At 53.6% G+C, this 18,964-nt stretch carries 20 protein-coding genes and 2 pseudogenes; 10 read left to right on the plus strand and 12 right to left on the minus strand.

Features of this window, described 5'->3' with window-relative positions:
* Both repA and dqlB read left to right on the plus strand, forming a co-directional pair.
* Positions 1 to 1,056: a plasmid replication initiator RepA gene (gene repA, locus WHR59_RS24040; protein WP_015060006.1), complete on the plus strand. Its 1,056-nt coding sequence runs from the start codon at positions 1 to 3 to the stop codon at positions 1,054 to 1,056.
* Between the two features lie 1,222 nt (positions 1,057 to 2,278).
* Entirely contained in the window at positions 2,279 to 2,374 is a 96-nt protein-coding gene (gene dqlB, locus WHR59_RS24045) for a DinQ-like type I toxin DqlB (protein ID WP_004206884.1), read from the plus strand.
* Positions 2,375 to 2,424: 50 nt separating this feature from the next.
* Here dqlB and WHR59_RS24050 read toward each other — a convergent pair whose 3' ends face one another.
* From WHR59_RS24050 to WHR59_RS24070, 5 genes are all read right to left on the minus strand, one after another.
* On the minus strand, positions 2,425 to 4,512 hold the full coding sequence (locus WHR59_RS24050) for a conjugal transfer protein TrbC (protein WP_004206885.1): 2,088 nt from the start codon (positions 4,510 to 4,512) through the stop codon (positions 2,425 to 2,427).
* A 12-nt stretch (positions 4,513 to 4,524) separates the two neighbouring features.
* A complete protein-coding gene (locus WHR59_RS24055) occupies positions 4,525 to 5,475 on the minus strand; it encodes a DsbC family protein (protein WP_004206886.1) in 951 nt (316 codons plus the stop codon).
* Between the two features lie 10 nt (positions 5,476 to 5,485).
* Positions 5,486 to 6,793: a hypothetical protein gene (locus WHR59_RS24060; RefSeq protein WP_015059988.1), complete on the minus strand. Its 1,308-nt coding sequence runs from the start codon at positions 6,791 to 6,793 to the stop codon at positions 5,486 to 5,488.
* On the minus strand, positions 6,793 to 7,188 hold the full coding sequence (locus WHR59_RS24065) for a lytic transglycosylase domain-containing protein (RefSeq protein WP_004187436.1): 396 nt from the start codon (positions 7,186 to 7,188) through the stop codon (positions 6,793 to 6,795). The genes WHR59_RS24060 and WHR59_RS24065 overlap by 1 nt, the downstream gene beginning before the upstream one ends.
* Before the next feature lie 104 nt (positions 7,189 to 7,292).
* Positions 7,293 to 7,643 carry a DUF1496 domain-containing protein gene (locus WHR59_RS24070; RefSeq protein ID WP_124065455.1) on the minus strand — a complete coding sequence of 117 codons (351 nt, stop codon included), beginning with the start codon at positions 7,641 to 7,643 and terminating at the stop codon, positions 7,293 to 7,295.
* A 112-nt stretch (positions 7,644 to 7,755) separates the two neighbouring features.
* On the opposite strand from WHR59_RS24070, the pseudogene WHR59_RS24075 reads away from it, so the two are divergent.
* Positions 7,756 to 8,190, plus strand: a pseudogene (locus WHR59_RS24075) (CPBP family intramembrane glutamate endopeptidase); the annotation flags it as partial.
* A 14-nt stretch (positions 8,191 to 8,204) separates the two neighbouring features.
* Here the strand turns inward: WHR59_RS24075 and WHR59_RS24080 are convergent.
* Positions 8,205 to 9,413, minus strand: coding sequence for an IS4-like element IS10A family transposase (locus tag WHR59_RS24080; RefSeq protein WP_001206290.1), 1,209 nt, complete (start codon positions 9,411 to 9,413; stop codon positions 8,205 to 8,207).
* Between the two features lie 132 nt (positions 9,414 to 9,545).
* Here WHR59_RS24080 and WHR59_RS24085 point away from each other — a divergent pair, with 132 nt between their 5' ends.
* Positions 9,546 to 10,343: an OXA-48 family carbapenem-hydrolyzing class D beta-lactamase OXA-48 gene (locus WHR59_RS24085; RefSeq protein WP_015059991.1), complete on the plus strand. Its 798-nt coding sequence runs from the start codon at positions 9,546 to 9,548 to the stop codon at positions 10,341 to 10,343.
* Positions 10,344 to 10,644: 301 nt separating this feature from the next.
* Here WHR59_RS24085 and WHR59_RS24090 read toward each other — a convergent pair whose 3' ends face one another.
* Positions 10,645 to 11,556 carry a LysR family transcriptional regulator gene (locus WHR59_RS24090; protein ID WP_015586033.1) on the minus strand — a complete coding sequence of 304 codons (912 nt, stop codon included), beginning with the start codon at positions 11,554 to 11,556 and terminating at the stop codon, positions 10,645 to 10,647.
* A gap of 302 nt (positions 11,557 to 11,858) precedes the next feature.
* Here WHR59_RS24090 and WHR59_RS24095 point away from each other — a divergent pair, with 302 nt between their 5' ends.
* The 6 genes and pseudogenes from WHR59_RS24095 to umuC all read left to right on the plus strand — a co-directional run bounded on the left by WHR59_RS24095 (position 11,859) and on the right by umuC (position 15,770).
* Complete coding sequence (locus WHR59_RS24095) at positions 11,859 to 13,067, plus strand: IS4-like element IS10A family transposase (protein ID WP_001206290.1); 1,209 nt, start codon at positions 11,859 to 11,861, stop codon at positions 13,065 to 13,067.
* Between the two features lie 12 nt (positions 13,068 to 13,079).
* Positions 13,080 to 13,307: pseudogene (locus WHR59_RS24100) on the plus strand (type II CAAX prenyl endopeptidase Rce1 family protein); the annotation flags it as partial.
* A gap of 91 nt (positions 13,308 to 13,398) precedes the next feature.
* Complete coding sequence (gene pemI / locus WHR59_RS24105; RefSeq protein WP_004187429.1) at positions 13,399 to 13,656, plus strand: type II toxin-antitoxin system antitoxin PemI; 258 nt, start codon at positions 13,399 to 13,401, stop codon at positions 13,654 to 13,656.
* A 1-nt stretch (position 13,657) separates the two neighbouring features.
* Positions 13,658 to 13,990, plus strand: coding sequence for a type II toxin-antitoxin system toxin endoribonuclease PemK-mt (gene pemK-mt / locus WHR59_RS24110; protein ID WP_004187427.1), 333 nt, complete (start codon positions 13,658 to 13,660; stop codon positions 13,988 to 13,990).
* A 92-nt stretch (positions 13,991 to 14,082) separates the two neighbouring features.
* Positions 14,083 to 14,517, plus strand: coding sequence for a LexA family protein (locus WHR59_RS24115; RefSeq protein ID WP_004187425.1), 435 nt, complete (start codon positions 14,083 to 14,085; stop codon positions 14,515 to 14,517).
* A complete protein-coding gene (gene umuC, locus WHR59_RS24120; protein WP_019725070.1) occupies positions 14,505 to 15,770 on the plus strand; it encodes a translesion error-prone DNA polymerase V subunit UmuC in 1,266 nt (421 codons plus the stop codon). Before WHR59_RS24115 ends, umuC begins: the two co-directional genes overlap by 13 nt.
* 122 nt (positions 15,771 to 15,892) lie before the next feature.
* Here the strand turns inward: umuC and WHR59_RS24125 are convergent, their stop codons facing one another.
* From WHR59_RS24125 to WHR59_RS24145, 5 genes are read right to left on the minus strand one after another with little or no spacing between them, the layout of a single operon-like run.
* Positions 15,893 to 16,102: a DUF7706 family protein gene (locus WHR59_RS24125; RefSeq protein ID WP_004187413.1), complete on the minus strand. Its 210-nt coding sequence runs from the start codon at positions 16,100 to 16,102 to the stop codon at positions 15,893 to 15,895.
* Positions 16,103 to 16,104: 2 nt separating this feature from the next.
* Entirely contained in the window at positions 16,105 to 16,323 is a 219-nt protein-coding gene (locus tag WHR59_RS24130; protein ID WP_004187411.1) for a hypothetical protein, read from the minus strand.
* A gap of 44 nt (positions 16,324 to 16,367) precedes the next feature.
* Positions 16,368 to 17,051 carry a hypothetical protein gene (locus WHR59_RS24135; protein ID WP_015059994.1) on the minus strand — a complete coding sequence of 228 codons (684 nt, stop codon included), beginning with the start codon at positions 17,049 to 17,051 and terminating at the stop codon, positions 16,368 to 16,370.
* Entirely contained in the window at positions 17,048 to 17,320 is a 273-nt protein-coding gene (locus tag WHR59_RS24140; RefSeq protein ID WP_015059995.1) for a helix-turn-helix domain-containing protein, read from the minus strand. The genes WHR59_RS24135 and WHR59_RS24140 overlap by 4 nt, the downstream gene beginning before the upstream one ends.
* Positions 17,321 to 17,338: 18 nt before the next feature.
* Positions 17,339 to 18,526 (minus strand): type II toxin-antitoxin system RelB/DinJ family antitoxin, encoded by a 1,188-nt coding sequence (locus tag WHR59_RS24145; protein WP_015059996.1) that lies wholly within the window; start codon positions 18,524 to 18,526, stop codon positions 17,339 to 17,341.
* Between the last annotated feature and the right edge of the window lie 438 nt (positions 18,527 to 18,964).

The following is an 18,964-nucleotide window of genomic DNA, read 5'->3' on the forward strand; positions in this document are numbered from 1 at the left end:
GTGAATCAAAAGAATCCATACCTACAGCTTTCTGACATTGAGTCAGTAGAAGGTCTTTCGCCGGAGTTCATCTCCTGGCTTGAAAGCCAGTCCCCTAAAGAATCGCCCCTGCAGCTGCTTCTCGATGAAGGCACCAAGCCCGTGCGCAAAACCCGCCGTCGTCGCGGTACGCACTCAACGGCGTGTCTCTGCCCGGAGCCCAGCTGGTACCGACCGGACAATTTCAAAAAGCTCCCTGGCCAGCTTGGCCATGCCTACAACCGCCTTGTTCGCCGCGATCGCAAAACGGGCGCGTTAAGTCTGCGTATGCGGATCAGCCGCCACCCGTACTTCGTGCAGCTGCGCGAGCAGGCTGGCCGGAAGCGCGACTTCCGCCCGGAGCGGGAGAAATTACTCGATGCGATTGTGCCGCTCCTGGTCAGCACCGTTGACCGGGCTACCCATATCGACACTATCAACCTCAGTAAAATGGCGTGGCAGCTCAGCGAAAAGGACAGCGAAGGGAACGTGATCCGGAAAGTGACGGTACCGCGGGTTTGCCGGCTGCTGCAGCACATGATGGAATTCGGGTTACTGGCGCTGCCTGAAGGCGTCACATGGGACCCGTTTAACCGCAAGTGGTTCCCCAAGCATGTCGTGCTGACGGAACGCCTCTGGAAGATGATCGGTGTTGATCTCGATAAGCTGTATGCGGAGCAGGCCGAACAGGTGGCCGCTGAAGCTGCAGGCTGGATAACCCGTGATGAACATGGCCAGGCGGAAGAAATCTCTGTTAAAGCCGCGCGCCGGCGCTGGTATGAAAAAATGATGCACGCCACGCTGGTTCGCCGGCGTGAAGCCGCCCTGAAGGGTAAGCGCGAGAAGAAGCTGAAAGCGCTGGCAGAACAGCCCTATGACGACCGGGCTTACGCCATGTCCGTTCATCTGATACGGACGCTGCCGAAAGACGAACTGCACGCGCTGTCGCCTGAGCAGTTTACCCAGCGAGTACGCAGCCACCTGTATCAGCTCGATCTGGGGCTGGAGAGGGAATCCGGTCCCCCTGATTATCACTGATTTTCTCCCCCTGTAATTCTCTTACCGCCGCCTGGCGGTTTTCGTGCTCGCCAGCCGGCGCGACCTGCTCAAATTTCCTCCAGTTTTAACGTGTGGCCATCGTGATTTTTTGACGTTCTGGCGCCGCCGGTGGATAACCGGCAGCGAGATCACCACTATCCACAGTTATCCGCAAAGGAGGAAATAAAGTCACCTGCAATCGTGGTCAAAGCAAGCTGCAATACACTCTTAACTTCTTTAAAAAGATGTTTATTCAATAAAGAGATCACTGTTATTCAGGCTCAATTTTCTGTGGATTATGGGAATATGCCTGGCCTTTCAGCGCCGCTACGCGGCACGACGGCCAGAATGGTCGCTATGCTCCCAGGTTAGCACCCGGCAAATGCCGGGCAGGGTGGCCAGCAGAAACCACCACTGTAGATTTTTCTTTGCCCCACCGTGCTTTTCCCCGCCGAGCCAACGGCTCGGCAGAAAAAAGCATGATGGATGATGTAACTAAGAACACCCCCGTAAGACGGAAGGGCTGCGACCCGCACCCCTGACGTCAACGCTACTACCCACGCGCCCGGTGCGCCGCTAACGTCACACCGCCCGCTCGCAGTAGCCAGGGGGTAATGTGGCCACAGCGTCACCTGCAGGGCAGTCAGGCAGGAAAATCATCTGCTATGGCGTGCAATGCCTTTCAGGCAATCAACGCCAGTGTCTGCTGTCAGTTTTAAAATTAACAGGGAAAAGAGGATCGATTTAGCCGCGGTTATCCACGTCAGCCGCTCGCAGGCGCGTTAAAAAGGGTGAAGGCAGGGGAATGTTGCTCTTTTTGCAGTGAAGGCCACAGAGAGCGTTTCAGGCGCTTATTTGAGGAAATGCGATTTCTGCCAGGGTGGAGGCACAAAAAAACCCGACTGGTGAGATCGGGTTTTCATGTTTTGCCCCGGATGGAGGCGGGAACACCTAAACAATTGACGGTTAAATATTACGCCATGAGTGCAGTAAATGCAAACCACCGGGAATAGGGTATACTGCGCGGGTCAATCTGTTGACGTTCTTCTCCAGCCCCCGCTTACGCGGCGTGAACGGTTTAAAGCCCTGGTTGAAAAACAGGTGGTGCTGTTTCAATGCCCTGGCTGGAGTGGGAACATCTAAACAATTGACGTGAGGTAGCCGCTGTGACAGGCAATGTAAGGGCGATCAGCGGTGTTCCTGCTCTGTATGGAGCAAACGGATGATTAACTTGTTAATCGTCGTTCTGCGGGCAGTTGTTGCAGTGTCTAACGCTGTGATAGCGGTCCTGGAGCTGATCCGGCAGTATTTTGACTGACCGGAAACGTAACTAAAGGCGGGGGGACCACTCCCCGCCTTTTAACAGGGTTACATCTCGATCATCGGGAACAGATCGTCTTCCTGGTGGTAAAGCACGTCGTCCGTTTCCGTTCCATCAAGCCATTCAGCGAACAGTTCAAACAGGCACACCGACATTTCCTCCGGTGAAATTGCGCCACACTGCAGCTCGTAGAAGACCTCAATTTTTTCCAGCAGGCTGTTGGCCGCTTTGTCGTAGCCGAACAGCTTGATCGGCGGGAATCGCATTGCATCCGGGTTGGTTTCCGCCAGTTCATCATCCTTGCGTTCCGGATAAATGCTGTACAGCGTTGCCGGCGATGGCGGCAATACCTCGATAAAGCGGTTTATCCGCATCGGCAGTTCGCTGGAAAACTTCTCATTGTCCGGAATGTAAAACGCGGCGCTGCGTACCAGGGCATCCTGGAAAGAAATTACCCCCTGACCTTCGGTCTGCTTACGTAGCTCACGAATGTTCACGCGGTCCTTTTCACGGATTTGGTACAGATCCCCTTCCCGGACCGTTTTGGAAAACGTGCCGTGTTCGGCTTCCTGCCCGGAGAGCTCAGAATAATAATCCTGGCCGACGGTTTCGCGCAGTATTTCAAAGGTTTTCCGGTCTTCAATCGACTCAAAATATTTCACGCGGGTGTTGGCGATCAGCGAATCCACCTCGCCGTTCGCGCCGCGGGCGAGCGACGGGTGATCCTGGGAGGAAAATACGCCCATTTTTTCCAGTGAACGCATCTGCGCACTCAGCGTATCCATACCGCTGGTGAAATACTGGCCCAGCTCGTCATAAATCAGCCCGTATGGCGCCTGATTATTCAGCGCGTGAGTGAGCAGGACTTCCTCTTTTTTCCCTTCCAGCTGGTAGCCCAGGTCCTTACTGATGGTCATTCGCTGCAGCGTCACATATAAACGGCCAAGCGTGGCCGCTTCACCGCGTGACAGCTCCAGCGACGGGATCATGACGATGAGAATGCGGTCATTGTGGAAAATATCGTCCATCCGGATATCGCCGCTGTCTTCCGGAAAAACATGGCCATAAGTTTCATTGAACAGGGAGAGCGTCTTCAGGAACTGACGGCTCATGTAGTTATGCTGTTCGAAGGCGCGGGCTTCCCACGTTTCCGGGTATTCCGCGTTGGCCAGCAGGAAGCCTGGTGTATTTTCCAGATAACTTTCCAGCGCGGCGTAACCCTCGCTGTGCCAGCCGTTTTTCTTTGCCTCCACGTACAGCGCGGCCATTGCCGGCAGCGACATGTTTTTCTGAATAGTGCGCTGTGACAAAAGCAGTTCGCCGCGGGCGCGCTTATAACACAGGGCATTGATCAGCGCCGACATCATGGCTTTTGCCGTATCCTGCCACTGTGCCGAATCCCCGCCCACCTGGGGGAGCATGGATTCCATCAACTGGATGATGAAGGTCGGCGGGGCAACGCTGAAGAGGTTGACTGAGTTGGATTGCGCGGGGATGCTTTCCTGCTTCACCAGGTTCACGAACCTGTCAATACTGCCGGTCAGCAGGTTGAGAACGTAATAATCATCCTCACGGCCGAAACGGCGCGCCAGCGACCAGGTGGCGAAGGCCAGCTTGTTATCTGCTTTACCGTCTGAGAGGCAGTAGCCACGGCACCACAGCAGGAAGTTAACGATAAACCCATAGAAGGTTTCGGTTTTACCCGACCCGGTGGTACCAAAAAATACCATGTGGCGCAGCAGGTCCGTCATGTTCAGCCACAGCTCGCGGCCGAACAGGCGTCCCCGCTCATACCCGACATATAAAATTCCCTTCGCTTTCTTTCGCTCCCGGACCTTATGCGGGATGCGAATGGGCCCCAGACGGTATTCCGCCTGGGTTTCCGTGGTCAGGGTGTCGTCGAACATTTCGCAGTCTTTCGGCATTCGCAGCGGTGGCCGGAATTTACGATCCGTGAATGCCACCATCAGCGGCGGAAGGATGAGGATGCTCAGCAGCATGGTAAAGGGGAGAAACAGACCCAGCACGGTCAGTATGGCCAGCAGGCCAAACTGTACGTTCGGAGTGAGGAACCACTCCATGAACGAACCATCCGGGCGGAGGACTTTTTTACTGTCTACAGATTCCTGTTGCATAGCGGCTCCGGGTTATTCTCCTATTGCCTGCTGCAGGCGGGCATCGTCTTTGACGACGGAAACCGGGATCACATCACCCGAATCGGCAACGATGGACGGGGTACCGATAAACCCGAATTTCGCAAATGCCATATTGTTCGCGTCAACCAGGCGGGCGCCGGTGGTATCCGGGGCTGTTTTCGGATCGTCAATTTTCGGGTTCATGGTGGTGTATCCCATGTTAATCGTGTCTTCCCAGCTTTTCAGTCGGGTATCTTTCCCGGTATCGAGTACAGGAGCGGCGCGGACCATCGAGCGCAGGTCGCCATAAACGGACACGGGGAAAATCTCGACGTTATAGCGTTTGCTCAGTTCCTGCAGTCGGGGTTCCAGCGCGCGGCAGTGCGGGCACATCGGATCGGAAAACACATACAGGGTGTGTTTATGCCCGGTTGAAAGCGAGATTGTAAAGCGTCCGCTGGTGACGGCATCTTTCAGTGACAGCAAGTCGTTATCAGCCAGTTTTTTAGGGGCTTCAGGTGCTGCCTGAACCTGCAGCTGCTCCGGCGCAGTGGCAGGCTGCTGCAGACCCGGCGCGGGAGCATACGAGTTTGCCTGCAGTGGCTGTGCCGGCTGATGCATATTCATCAACGCGCCGTTGATGGAGACGATAAAGCCCAGCGCGGCGACTGGCCAGAAGATAAAGTTAGACAGCCGGCGCACGGCATTGAGTCCGCGCTGCTGTTTCAGCTTTTTACGGATATTGTTCAGCGCCTCGATGGCCTGATATTCGTTTTCAAAGCGGAACAGCTGCACCGCTTCACCAGAAAACGTATTGTGCGTCAGGATGTGGCCGCTGCCGGCATCATGGCCAAGTCCAAAATGACAGGCTGACAGGGGGAAGGAGTGCAGGGCTTGTTCCTGGTAGTTTCCGTCAGCGGAAAGATAAAGTGTGTTGCGATCGGTTTTTACGGTGAGTTTCATACTTCCTCGCTTAGAGTTCCAGGTGATCGGGTCGGGTTGCCGGCTGAGGTTTAGCCGGCGTCGGTTCATCGTCTGTCAGTCGCAGACTGTTGTTCGGGGTGTCGTGCGGAGCTGCAGGCGGCGTAGCCGGCTCGTCTTCCGCTTCAGCGTCAGATTCAAATGCAAATGGCGGTATAACGTCTTCCTGCCAGTGAGCGACCGGAATGGCGGGATCGCGGCGGTCAATATGGCGGTAATGGAGCAGATCCAGCTCAAGGCCCAGCACGGCCGCCCGCACGGTCGGCGGGAATTTCGCCGCCTTTTCTTCATCGAGCGTCAGCCGGTAACTTTCGCACTGACTCCAGGCAATAACACCACCTCCCTCAATGAAGAACTTCCCGCGGCCGGCGCTTGAAAGTGCATACCATAACGTGCGGTCCACACCTTTAAGCCACCGGAAATTAGCGGATGGCAGCTGCAGGTCATCATCGAACAGCGCGTAGAGTAGCGAACGGGAGCTGCGGCGCCCCTTTGCAAATTCTCGGAACGCTTCACACTGGCTGGCGACGGTCCAGAACCCGGCGGCCAGCGAATAATCAGGGAAACCGTCTTTAGTCCGCAGGCAGGAACGGTTGAGATCGTCGAGAATGGATTTAGCCGTTGGCCGGTCGCCCATAAACCGCAGATGTACAAACGAGGCTGCGAGCGCTTTTTCCCAGGGCGCCAGGGAAAGGGCCGCCCCTTCGGGGGCCAGGTTTACCTGTGACAGGAAGACTTTATGTGCGGCTTTTTTACGGAGGCGGCGCTTAGCGGTATCAATCAGGTTATGTTCCTGGGCAAACTCAACGGGTGACTGCGCGCTGCGTGCTTCTTCCGGATCTTCATTCAGCAGCAGCTGATCGAGGTGGCCAAACCGGGCGAGGATATGAGCTATCCCCGGATAGTTTTTTACCATCACCCAGGGAAGGTTCCGGATGGTCAGTTTACGGGTCAGACGGTAGTAAGGATTGCGCGAGATAACCCAGACGAACAACCCGATGATTAAAATGAACAGGGGAAAGAGCACGCTGGCCGTGTCGTTCATCACGCTGATAAAGTCCCACAGCGAAACCTGGTGGTTATACCGCGCCGCCGACAGCAGCATGTCCCGGCGCTCGGCCGCATTACCCGGCGTAATGGCGTCCGGCAGTACACCGTAGATCCAGTAAAGCAGGCGACAGACTCCGTAAATCACATAATCACGAAAGCCAAACCACATCACTGTGATCATGATGAGAAGGGCCCCGATAATCATCAGGCCATCATCCCCTCCCCCTTTCCGTTGTGGCTGGTTTTGCATCAGAACCTCAGAGAATTTTGGTAAACCTTCCCGATATACCAGGCCTTACGCGCCGGCGTGTTGGAGTGATAGCGGCCGACACCCTGCCAGAAATCCCCCCCTTCGAGAATGATGTTGTATTTGAGGATGTAGGCACTGGCCATTGCAGAGGCGCAGAAGTCATGCTGCAGCTGCTCCGCTTTCACGCCAAAATCGGACGCCAGCTTATTCGCCCAGATGGTGTTTATCTGGAATGCGCCGTAATCGTAAGTGCCGTTTTTGTTTTTATTTTTCATTCCCGGTTTTCCGCCTTCAGTCAGCCACAAGGCGAGGAATCCACGGAGAGGAATGTGATAAATCTGTGCTGCTTCAACCATGCAAGTTGGCAGCGGGATTGAGGGCGGGGCATCAACCATAACAATCTCCTAATGATTTCTATTTCGAGTAAAAAATATACCATCAAAAGGAGATTTTTTTAAATCATTTTGGTGCGGATAATTGAGAGGCTGTCAAAGGGATTTTATTTGCCTTCGACAGAGACAATATTGCCCTCGTTCACATTTTCCCATGTCGGGATTTCGCCACTCAGCGTGCAGCGGAGTGTTTCTTTTCCGACGGTAAGTGGTGCGCCACTGCTGTAGTAATGACTTTCATACAGGCAAGAGGTTTTCTTTTGTTCCGGGGTCAGTGTAATACCGGCATCCTGATCCTTTGCCAGCAGTTGTACAAGATGTTGGTTTGTCTGTACCTGCTCACCCAGAATGCTGCTCAGTAAAGAATCGGTTTTCGGCGCGGATACGCTCTGAGCAAAGGCACTGCAACTGATTACGGATGCAGCCAGAATAAGAGCAATCTTCGTGTTGAATTTCATTTCACTTTCTCCATTAAAAAAATCGGCAATCATTTTCTGTATCATTTAAATTAGGTCTGAAAACCGGCCTGAGTGTCAAGCCGATTCTGTTTAAAAATTAACAGGGGATAAAATGATTCAGTCACGTAATAAATATCTGCAGTTTATGCTGGTTCTGCTGGCAGCCTGGGCCATAGCCTGGGGGGCCATGTTTGTCATGGGGCAGGCTGTTCTGCTCTATGGGCTGGGGAAAAATACGCTGTTCTTCAGTCATGGTGCTGTACTGGTGTACCTCCTGTGTGTTTTCCTGGTATACCGCCGCTGGGTTGCTCCGCTACCGGTCGTTGGCCAGCTGAGCAACGTTGGCGCACTGTGGCTGGTTGGCGCGATGGCCGTGGTGTATGTCGGTGAATTTCTGCTGGGTAAAGTGCTGGACCTGCCCGCTGAGCCATTTATGACGAAACTTTTTGCCGATAAGTCCATACCCGATGTGATCCTGACGTTGCTGGCCGTCTTTATCCTTGCCCCGCTGAATGAGGAAATCCTGTTCCGTGGTGTCATGCTGAACGCTGAAGGATCCCCTCATAAATCAGCCATAGCATAGCCATATTTGAGCAACTGATTGGCGAATAATACCCAGGCCGCCAGCAATTCTTTCTCCGTGATTTGATAATCAGGCCGCCTGAGTACCTCCAATCCCAAGCGAATCGTTGAGAGTACCGTTCGATGCCCAATGGTATTGGCCTGAAAATGCTTATCCCAGCCCTGTTGCTGTGCGTGTAAACCAACTAGCCACAACAGGCATTGAACCATCAACGCTATCAGTAGGATGATGTCGAATCGCTCTGGACTGTTGGTACGACTTTGGCGTAAGCCAAAGCCGTATGCCGGGCTTTTGAGGTCACGAAAGGTTTCCTCTATTTGCATACGTTTGGCGTACAGGTTTACCAGCTGCTTTGGGCTCCGAGATTCTGGTGGTAAATTGCTGGCTAACACCCAAGGCTCTTTCGCCGATGTTGAGTACGTTTTTGCCGATGGATGGTGGCAATTAGTCCTCGTTGAACGCTGATTTGTACGCCCCTTAGGTTTGCTACGATAAAGCGTGAGATGGCAATTGATAGGGTTAGTTTTGGTCAAAGTCTTACAACCCAGGCTCTTCGCTTGACCGTTGGCCAAGTCATGTGTACTTCGAACTGCACGCCAATTTTCAGCGCCAATATCTGCAAATTGAACTGTACCGCGAATACGGCTTAGCCAAAACCAACCATGCGCCTCAACCTCTTTGTACCAAGGCACTTTGAACCCCGCGTCAGTCACGATGAGAGGGGTAACATGCAAAGGTAAAATCTTGGCTAAGTCCGCTAAAAAACCGTTGTGGGAGGCCTTAGAGCATTGTTCTGATAGGGGATAGGACTTCTCATACAGGGTAATAGAGCGGCCATTGAAGGCTATTGAGGCGCGCAGAGCCATGATGCGTTTATGCTCTCGGATGTCTGACCAATCGACGAGCACAATCGGCATAGGGTTACCAGAACAGATGAGGCTGGCATGCCATTGGTAGACAGCTAACCGTTCTTGATGCAGATGCGTGTTGCCGAGCAAACGATCAATGCGCTTGATGTTGTGCTTGGTTCGGGCCGTGGTTGGTAAATTTCGACCTAACTCAGTCAAGGTCAGTGTCTTACATTCAATCAGCGCCTTAGAGGCCAGCATCAAGCTGTTTAATCGTTTTAGGTGAAGTTCTGGGCAGTATTGGTGTAAAGAATGTTGTAGGATATTGGCTTCGCGCATCTTGTTGTCCAAGTGTAGTTTTTGGCGAAACCATTTGATCATGCAACAAGATGCGCTTCCACCCTAATTTGATGATTTATTTGTAAATCATCAGGGGATTCTTCAGTATATTGCATTAAGCAAGGGGACGTTATGCGTGTATTAGCCTTATCGGCTGTGTTTTTGGTGGCATCGATTATCGGAATGCCTGCGGTAGCAAAGGAATGGCAAGAAAACAAAAGTTGGAATGCTCACTTTACTGAACATAAATCACAGGGCGTAGTTGTGCTCTGGAATGAGAATAAGCAGCAAGGATTTACCAATAATCTTAAACGGGCGAACCAAGCATTTTTACCCGCATCTACCTTTAAAATTCCCAATAGCTTGATCGCCCTCGATTTGGGCGTGGTTAAGGATGAACACCAAGTCTTTAAGTGGGATGGACAGACGCGCGATATCGCCACTTGGAATCGCGATCATAATCTAATCACCGCGATGAAATATTCAGTTGTGCCTGTTTATCAAGAATTTGCCCGCCAAATTGGCGAGGCACGTATGAGCAAGATGCTACATGCTTTCGATTATGGTAATGAGGACATTTCGGGCAATGTAGACAGTTTCTGGCTCGACGGTGGTATTCGAATTTCGGCCACGGAGCAAATCAGCTTTTTAAGAAAGCTGTATCACAATAAGTTACACGTATCGGAGCGCAGCCAGCGTATTGTCAAACAAGCCATGCTGACCGAAGCCAATGGTGACTATATTATTCGGGCTAAAACTGGATACTCGACTAGAATCGAACCTAAGATTGGCTGGTGGGTCGGTTGGGTTGAACTTGATGATAATGTGTGGTTTTTTGCGATGAATATGGATATGCCCACATCGGATGGTTTAGGGCTGCGCCAAGCCATCACAAAAGAAGTGCTCAAACAGGAAAAAATTATTCCCTAGAAGTGGTTAGCGCGTATTTGTGTGAAATAGCCGTCATATAAGCTGTAAAGATATATGGACAAAATGCTGATGCTCGATGCGCTTGTAGTTAATGGCTCATACTTAATCGGTTAGGCCTAATCGACTTAAGCTCCGCGCGTTAACTTTTAGCCTGAGCATTAGCATCACATTCCTCAACGTAAAAAGCCTAGCCAATTTGCTAGGCTTTTTTGTTATCTAAATGGTCATGGTCACTCAACATTGGGATGTGTATAAAGGAATGGCGATGTCAGTAAAGGTGAATGCCGCTGCGATAAAGTGCCTAGCCCATCAAGGATTGTAGGCTTTCTTGGCTGCTAAAGCGTTTGACGAAAAAGTCCAAGAAGGCGCTGATATTGGTGGCTAATTGTCTGCGGCTCGAATACACCCCGTAGACCTTAAAGGGTTCAATCGGCCATTCCTGTAAGATTGGCACTAGCTGGCCGTTGGCGAGTTCGGTTTTGCAGGCGGAGTTTGATAGCATTGCAATCCCAAAGTCATCGAGGGCTAACTGCTTAACCATAATCGGGCTATTGACCCTGACTTTACGCTGAAAGTTTACCATGGTTTTGCGAGCACCTTTGCCTAAGGGCCATATGGGTGCTGAGCGGGATGTTCCTAGCAGAATACCACTATGATCGCTCAGCTCCTTAGGTGTTGCGGGGGTGCCGCGTGCTTTTAAATAGCCAGGGCTTGCTACCAGAATTGGTTGACGCTCGAACAGTAATCTTGCAACAAGATCAGAGGATTGCAGTGGCCCATATTTGATAGCTATGTCATATCCTTCACCCACCAAACCTATATCGTTGTCGGTAAACTGGACATCTAATTCCACATTGGGATATAAACGCATGAATCCGCTACAGAGGTTAGCAATTAATTCTTGGCTAAAAGAGACCGGAATGGCTATCCGTAATGATCCTGATACATCATCATGGGTACTCTCGATAACAGCCTTGGCCGCTTCCACCTCATTGCGAATGGAATCACAGTGTTGATAAAAGAGTGCCCCGACTTGGGTAAGACTCAGGTTACGGGTGTCGCGTTGTAACAATCGCACGCCTAGTTGTTCTTCAAGCTGCGCGATTTTGCGACTTATGGTGGATTTTGGGTGGCCGGTTTCACGTGCAGCTTGGGAGAATCCCTTTGCTCTCACTACGGCTGCAAATAGCATCATACCGTTTAAATCTGGCATGTTTTTCCCACTGTCTCATATTTGGAACATAGCGTCTTATGCAGTTTAATGGCATTTGGCGGGATAACAAAGTTATATTTATTGGCTAAAAATTTTCAGAGGCTAAAGCAGAGGATCTTTTGATGACCAGCAATAATCAGCCCAAACACATGACTCAAGCCCAAACGCCCGATCCGCTTTTTTTACAGGCCGAGCACTGAAGAATCCCCTGATGATTTACAAATAAATCATCAAATTAGGGTGGAAGCGCATCTTGTTGCATGATCAAATGGTTTCGCCAAAAACTACACTTGGACAACAAGATGCGCGAAGCCAATATCCTACAACATTCTTTACACCAATACTGCCCAGAACTTCACCTAAAACGATTAAACAGCTTGATGCTGGCCTCTAAGGCGCTGATTGAATGTAAGACACTGACCTTGACTGAGTTAGGTCGAAATTTACCAACCACGGCCCGAACCAAGCACAACATCAAGCGCATTGATCGTTTGCTCGGCAACACGCATCTGCATCAAGAACGGTTAGCTGTCTACCAATGGCATGCCAGCCTCATCTGTTCTGGTAACCCTATGCCGATTGTGCTCGTCGATTGGTCAGACATCCGAGAGCATAAACGCATCATGGCTCTGCGCGCCTCAATAGCCTTCAATGGCCGCTCTATTACCCTGTATGAGAAGTCCTATCCCCTATCAGAACAATGCTCTAAGGCCTCCCACAACGGTTTTTTAGCGGACTTAGCCAAGATTTTACCTTTGCATGTTACCCCTCTCATCGTGACTGACGCGGGGTTCAAAGTGCCTTGGTACAAAGAGGTTGAGGCGCATGGTTGGTTTTGGCTAAGCCGTATTCGCGGTACAGTTCAATTTGCAGATATTGGCGCTGAAAATTGGCGTGCAGTTCGAAGTACACATGACTTGGCCAACGGTCAAGCGAAGAGCCTGGGTTGTAAGACTTTGACCAAAACTAACCCTATCAATTGCCATCTCACGCTTTATCGTAGCAAACCTAAGGGGCGTACAAATCAGCGTTCAACGAGGACTAATTGCCACCATCCATCGGCAAAAACGTACTCAACATCGGCGAAAGAGCCTTGGGTGTTAGCCAGCAATTTACCACCAGAATCTCGGAGCCCAAAGCAGCTGGTAAACCTGTACGCCAAACGTATGCAAATAGAGGAAACCTTTCGTGACCTCAAAAGCCCGGCATACGGCTTTGGCTTACGCCAAAGTCGTACCAACAGTCCAGAGCGATTCGACATCATCCTACTGATAGCGTTGATGGTTCAATGCCTGTTGTGGCTAGTTGGTTTACACGCACAGCAACAGGGCTGGGATAAGCATTTTCAGGCCAATACCATTGGGCATCGAACGGTACTCTCAACGATTCGCTTGGGATTGGAGGTACTCAGGCGGCCTGATTATCAAATCACGGAGAAAGAATTGCTGGCGGCCTGGGTATTATTCGCCAATCAGTTGCTCAAATATGGCTATGCTATGGCTGATTTATGAGGGGATCCTTCAGTGCTGAACGTCTTCCGTTCGAGGTACAACTGGACGATGTGGCTGGGCGCGCTGATAACGTCTTTGCTGTTTGCCGCCGTGCATATGCAGTATCAGAACCTGCTGACCCTGGCAGAAATGTTCCTGGTGGGGCTGATTACATCAGCTGCCCGGATCAGAAGTGGCGGCCTGCTGCTGCCGGTATTGCTGCATATGGAAGCTACCGCGCTGGGTTTACTGTTGGGCTGAAAGTTATATTTTTATTAAATATTGTGCGTTAAAGGCTGGTATGTTTTTTTGTGAATGTTATATTTAAATATAACTTTTATGGAGGTGAAAAATGCATACCACTCGACTGAAGAAGGTTGGCGGCTCAGTCATGCTGACCGTCCCACCGGCACTGCTGAATGCGCTGTCGCTGGGTACAGATAATGAAGTTGGCATGGTCATTGATAATGGCCGGCTGATTGTGGAGCCGCACAGACGCCCGCAGTATTCACTGGCTGAGCTGTTGGCACAGTGCGATCCGAACGCTGAAATCTCGGCAGAAGAACGTGAATGGCTGGATGCGCCGGCGGCTGGTCAGGAGGAAATCTGACATGGAAAGAGGGGAAATCTGGCTTGTCTCGCTTGACCCTACCGCAGGTCATGAGCAGCAGGGAACGCGGCCGGTACTGATTGTCACGCCGGCTGCTTTTAACCGCGTGACCCGCCTGCCTGTTGTTGTGCCCGTGACCAGCGGAGGCAATTTTGCCCGCACAGCAGGCTTTGCTGTGTCGCTTGACGGCGCCGGCATACGTACCACCGGCGTTGTGCGTTGCGATCAACCCCGGACGATCGATATGAAAGCCCGCGGCGGCAAACGACTCGAACGGGTGCCAGAGACTATCATGGACGACGTTCTTGGCCGTCTGGCCACCATCCTGACCTGACCCCAGCGTGCCGGCATGAAATATGCCGGCATTGCCTGTTTCCTGAAGCCTGCAATATACTGTATGTATAAACAGTTATTGGAGGCTAAATTATGGCGCTGGATCTCGTTTATCCCCGGCCTTCAGTGGAAGGTGACGCACTCCCTTTTTTTGCCGAGCCCGTTGCGGCCGGCTTTCCCAGCCCGGCCGCAGGCTATGAGGCCAATGAACTTAACCTGCATGATTACTGCGTGCGGCGTCCGGCCGCAACGTACTTCTTGCGTGTGTCCGGCGATTCTATGCGTGATGCCCGCATTCATGATGGCGATGTGCTGGTCGTCGATCGGGCAGAAGAGCCCCGGCACGGCAGCATCGTGATTGCCAGCATCGATAATGAATTTACGGTCAAGCAGCTGCAGCTCCGCCCTTACCCCTGCCTGATGCCGCTGAATCCGGCTTTTCCGCCAATCAGGTTTGATCCGGAGGCGCTGCAGATATGGGGTGTGGTTACGTTCACTGTCATGAGACACCGCCCGTGTACGCCTTAATCGATGTCAATTCGATGTACTGCAGCTGCGAAGAAGCGTTCCGCCCTGATTTACGAGGTCGCCCTGTGGTCGTTCTCAGCAACAACGACGGGGCGCTTGTTGCGGTCAATCGCGCGGCGAAAGCGCTTGGCGTGCGCCGCGGGGAGCCCTATTTCCGCTGCCGCCGCCTGCTGGAACAGCATAACGTTGCCGTATTCAGTTCCAACTACACCCTTTACGCCTCATTCTCCGCCAGATTTGCAACCGTGGTGGAGAGTCTGGCGCCGCGGACATTTGTTTACTCAATTGATGAGCTCTTTGCGGATGCCTCTCATATGGAGGGAGTGATGACGCCGCAGGCGTTTGGCCAGCTTTTGCGGGCTGAAGTGCTGCGCCAGACAACGCTCACCTGTGGAGTCGGCGTCGCGCCAACGAAGACGCTGGCCAAACTGTGCAACCACGCCGCGAAGACGTGGCCTGCCACCGGGGGGGTTGTGGCGCTCAGTGATCCTGTAAGACTGAAAAGGCTGATGAGCCTGGTGTCGGCCGGCGATGTGTGGGGGGTTGGCCATCGTACCGAAAAAGGGCTGGCGACAATGGGGATCAAAACGGCGCTGGCGCTCGCAGAGATGGATATCCGACTGGCACGCCGGCTGTACGGTGTGACGCTGGAACGCACCATCCGTGAGCTGCGTGGCGAGGCCTGCTTTGCCCTGGAAGAAGGTACCGGCGCGAAACAGCAGCTTGTTGTATCCCGTTCGTTTGGATCGCGGGTCACGCAACTGGCGCAGATGCAGCAGGCGGTGACTAAATATGCCACACGGGCAGGAGAAAAGTTGCGCCAGGAAAACCGTCTGGCGAAGGTGGTAACGGTCTTTATCCGCAGCAGTGCTTATGACGCCGGCGGTGTGCCCTACAGTAACCAGGCTACGGAAGTGCTTCCCGTGCCAAGCCAGGATACCCGCGACATCATCGCCGCGGCGCAGCTGGGACTGTCGCGTATCTGGCGTGAGGGCGTGCGGTATGCAAAAGCCGGCGTGATGCTCAGCGATCTGCAGGGATATGAAACCCAGCTGGATCTGTTTTCGCCGGCTGCTGTGCGGCCGGGCAGCGAAAAACTGATGGCCACCATCGACAAAATAAACAGGGAAGGAAGGTCAAGGATCTTCTTCGCCGGAGAAGGTATTGATCCGGAATATGCCATGCGCCGTGAAATGTTGTCCCCGGCCTACACCACGCAGTGGAAGGATATTCCCGCGGCGTTTATGCGATAACAGCGATGTGCAGCCGCTCTTGACGGCGGCTTGTTTTCCCTGGTGTCGGGAACATTAAAACCTCTCCTTACTGCCCGCGTGATAGGGCCGTATTTCCGGCTAATTCCAGATAGTCCCGGCCCTTATCGTGGTGCATAGCCCTCTTCAGCCAGTGCTTTCATGATCTGGTTGATTCCATCCATCATCAGATATGCCTCAATATCTGACGTCGCCAGGCCGCGGCAGTCACTGAATCCCAGACGCTTAACCAGTTGCGCCAGAGCCTGCGCTTCTCTGTGTGTCAGCTGTATATTCACTTCAACGGGTTTTTCGTGGCGAATTTCATCTTTCATGGTCAGAGTCCTTTTTTGATGTTTCGTGAAATGTACCAGGCTTCTTTTGCCTGAGCTACAGCCCAGATCCAGACGAGAGTTGACACAATGCACAGCCCCGTCATGTTCCAGAAATGACCTGTCGTATATTCATGGCTATGAAGCAGGAGGCCGGCGCCGGCCGCCAGGCTCATGACCAGGAAAAGGACGGCTGCGCCGGCGTGATAAATGATGCTGAACATGTAAAACCCCCTTCTGGCGACGGTAGCGCCAGTCTCTGTCTGTATTAAATGGTTGCCGCCTGCCGGGCGTCTGCCTGCATCATGGCGTCAATCAGGGCGCCGGCGCAGGCAATATTCAGGCACGTCATGTTCGATTTCAGGGTCGCCATCATGTCCGCGCGGCTTCTTTTAAGAAACGGCTGCAGCGGACCACGATAGCCCTGTGAGGTCACGATAATCAGCTGAGCGGCCGCATCATGCAGTGCCGGCACGCCGGCCAGAATATCCTGCTCAGCCGCGCTGATATACACGGGTGAACCGGCGATCACAAAGCGATCGTCCGGGCAGCGTTGCATCAGCTCAGCCAGGGAGGCGCAGCGGCCCGCCAGCGGGGGGCGTGCCGTCAGTGAGCCCCAGACGGTCGCCGGCGCGAAGGGCATGGCGTGAAACGTTGCCTCATACGCGACCGCCGGATCGGTATGGTGGCGCAGCCCCAGACCGGCCGACATGGCCCACAGCTCGATGCCCGGCCACCGCGCCGCGATACCGCGGGCACGCAGCCAGTGTGCGCCCCGGTAAAGCTCTCCCGTTTCCAGCACCCTGCCAGGACGGCGGGCGGCCTGGGCGATCAGCCTGTACCAGCCGTCAAAGGCGTCATCAAGGGAAGTGTCGCCCGGAAAAACGGTATCCTCCACGCTGCCCGCCTTGCGCCGGGTACAGGTGGTGATGAGGTGAAGACGTTTGTTCATTCAGGGCCTCCCGGCTCTGGTGCGTCTGTGCCTGCCGCGCGCGGTTCGCCGGGCCGCCGGGCACGCATATCGGGCAGACCCCGGCAGGCATCGTTCCAGTGCGTGCCCCGATCGGGGTTATTGGCCAGCTTACTGATCCAGGTTTCTGACACATTCCAGCGGCGGGCCAGATCCTTCTGCTTCCAGCCTTTCGCCCTGAGCAGTGCCCGCCACTCCTGCGGGGAAAGTGGCGCCGCCGTGATGCCGTCCGCATAACAGGTCGTTTTCATCGCGTGAGGCTCCCGGCCCTAATCCTGCCCCGGCCGTGCCGGCTGGATTTGACGCAGTATTGTTGTTGCCTGCCATCCCGTAAACCCGAAGGTATCGGCCAGTTCGCCGGGCAGTGACGCGGCCAGGCGCGGCAGTTCGTCCGGGGATTCATTGTGAAAGACAAAACAGACCCCCTCATCCCTGATGCGCGACATCAACATCGCAATAAGCCGGTGCAGCCCCTCATGGCTGGCGTGTTCAGTGACCTTTTCAGTAAACCGCCGGGGATTGCTGCAGCTGATGCCCCGGTCGGCCAGGAACGCCAGAAAGCGCTGCAGGAAACCGGGGAGATCCCTGGCGGCCAGGGCGGGTTTCAGCACCGCTTCTGCCTGGGCCTGTGTGAAGCCAAACGCCGCCGCCAGCTCAGGGGAAAAGTCCGGCGTGTCAGCGCTGGCCTCAAAAATGACGCCATCGTTTATGGCCTGCTGCATGTCCGGGGGCATATTCCCGATCATATTTTCACGCACGCCCCATGCACGGCCGGCGCTTTCGGTCAGTCTCTGCGGATCGCTGCAGCTGACGCCCCGCTCCGCCAGGAACGTCAGGAAACGCTGCAGGACGGCGGCGCCGGACCCGGTGCTTTTTCCGCTCCGCCAGGCCGTATTATTTCGACTGACGATGGCAGGATCGACATGTTCGCTGTCTACGATGCTGTTAATGAACGTCACTGACTGTTCTTCGCTGAAATCAAAGTCGCGCTGTAACAGGGACAGCAGCCTGTCATGCCAGTCATCTTTCACGCGACTGGCGGCATTAACCATGAACGTGACGTTCAGTACACCGGCCAGTAAACAGGCAGCCTGGTCGGCCACATACAGGCTGAAGTACTCCAGTACCGCCTGTTCAAATGCAGCGGGATCGCAGCAGACCACTTCCACAGCTCCCAGCGACTGCAGAAACCGCCGGGTGTTTTCGGTCACAGCGTCGGCGGGATTGAGGGCGATGGCGCGGCCGCGCTGTGACTGGATGTCAAATGTGACGATACGCTCCGTGACGGGCATCCGGCCGTGATCGGCGATGAAGCGGTAAAGCTGCTCCACCGCTTCCGTGGCGGTCATCCCCATTGCCTCCAGACGCAGTTCGGCGCGTTTCTTCAGCTGCTCATCGAGACGCACGGTCAGCTGGGCGTTTTTGGCCCGCTTTTTACGTTCAAAAAAACCGGTCATGCTCCTTCCTTTTTGTACAGTCATCTGGCTTTACATAATGTACAGCCATTTGTACCGCACTTTTGCGCGCGGGACCACATTTTTTCGCCGTTGCGGTTTAGCGGTATTCTCCGCAGCGCCGCCACTTATCCACCGTTTCTGTGGATAACGCTATATGTAGTGGCTCCGTCAGCCGGAAACGGCACAAGATATGGTGTCCGCGCCGGCAGCCGCGCGACCGTTCCCCTGCCTTCCTCTCCCTGTTGATTTCGTTTTTTCCGGTATTTACGTTTTTTCCGCAATGGCGGCACCGGCCAAAAGGTATTTTCCGGTGGTTGCGGGCGTAAAAGTCACAGGGTGAAAAGATAAGGGCGCAAATCATCCGGCGGGGTAAATCGTGCGGTCGTCACGCAGCGTGATGATTACCGGTGTGTTGCTTTATTAAATTAGCTTTTAGTG

The organism is Citrobacter europaeus, assembly GCF_037482245.1.
GTDB lineage: Bacteria > Pseudomonadota > Gammaproteobacteria > Enterobacterales > Enterobacteriaceae > Citrobacter > Citrobacter europaeus.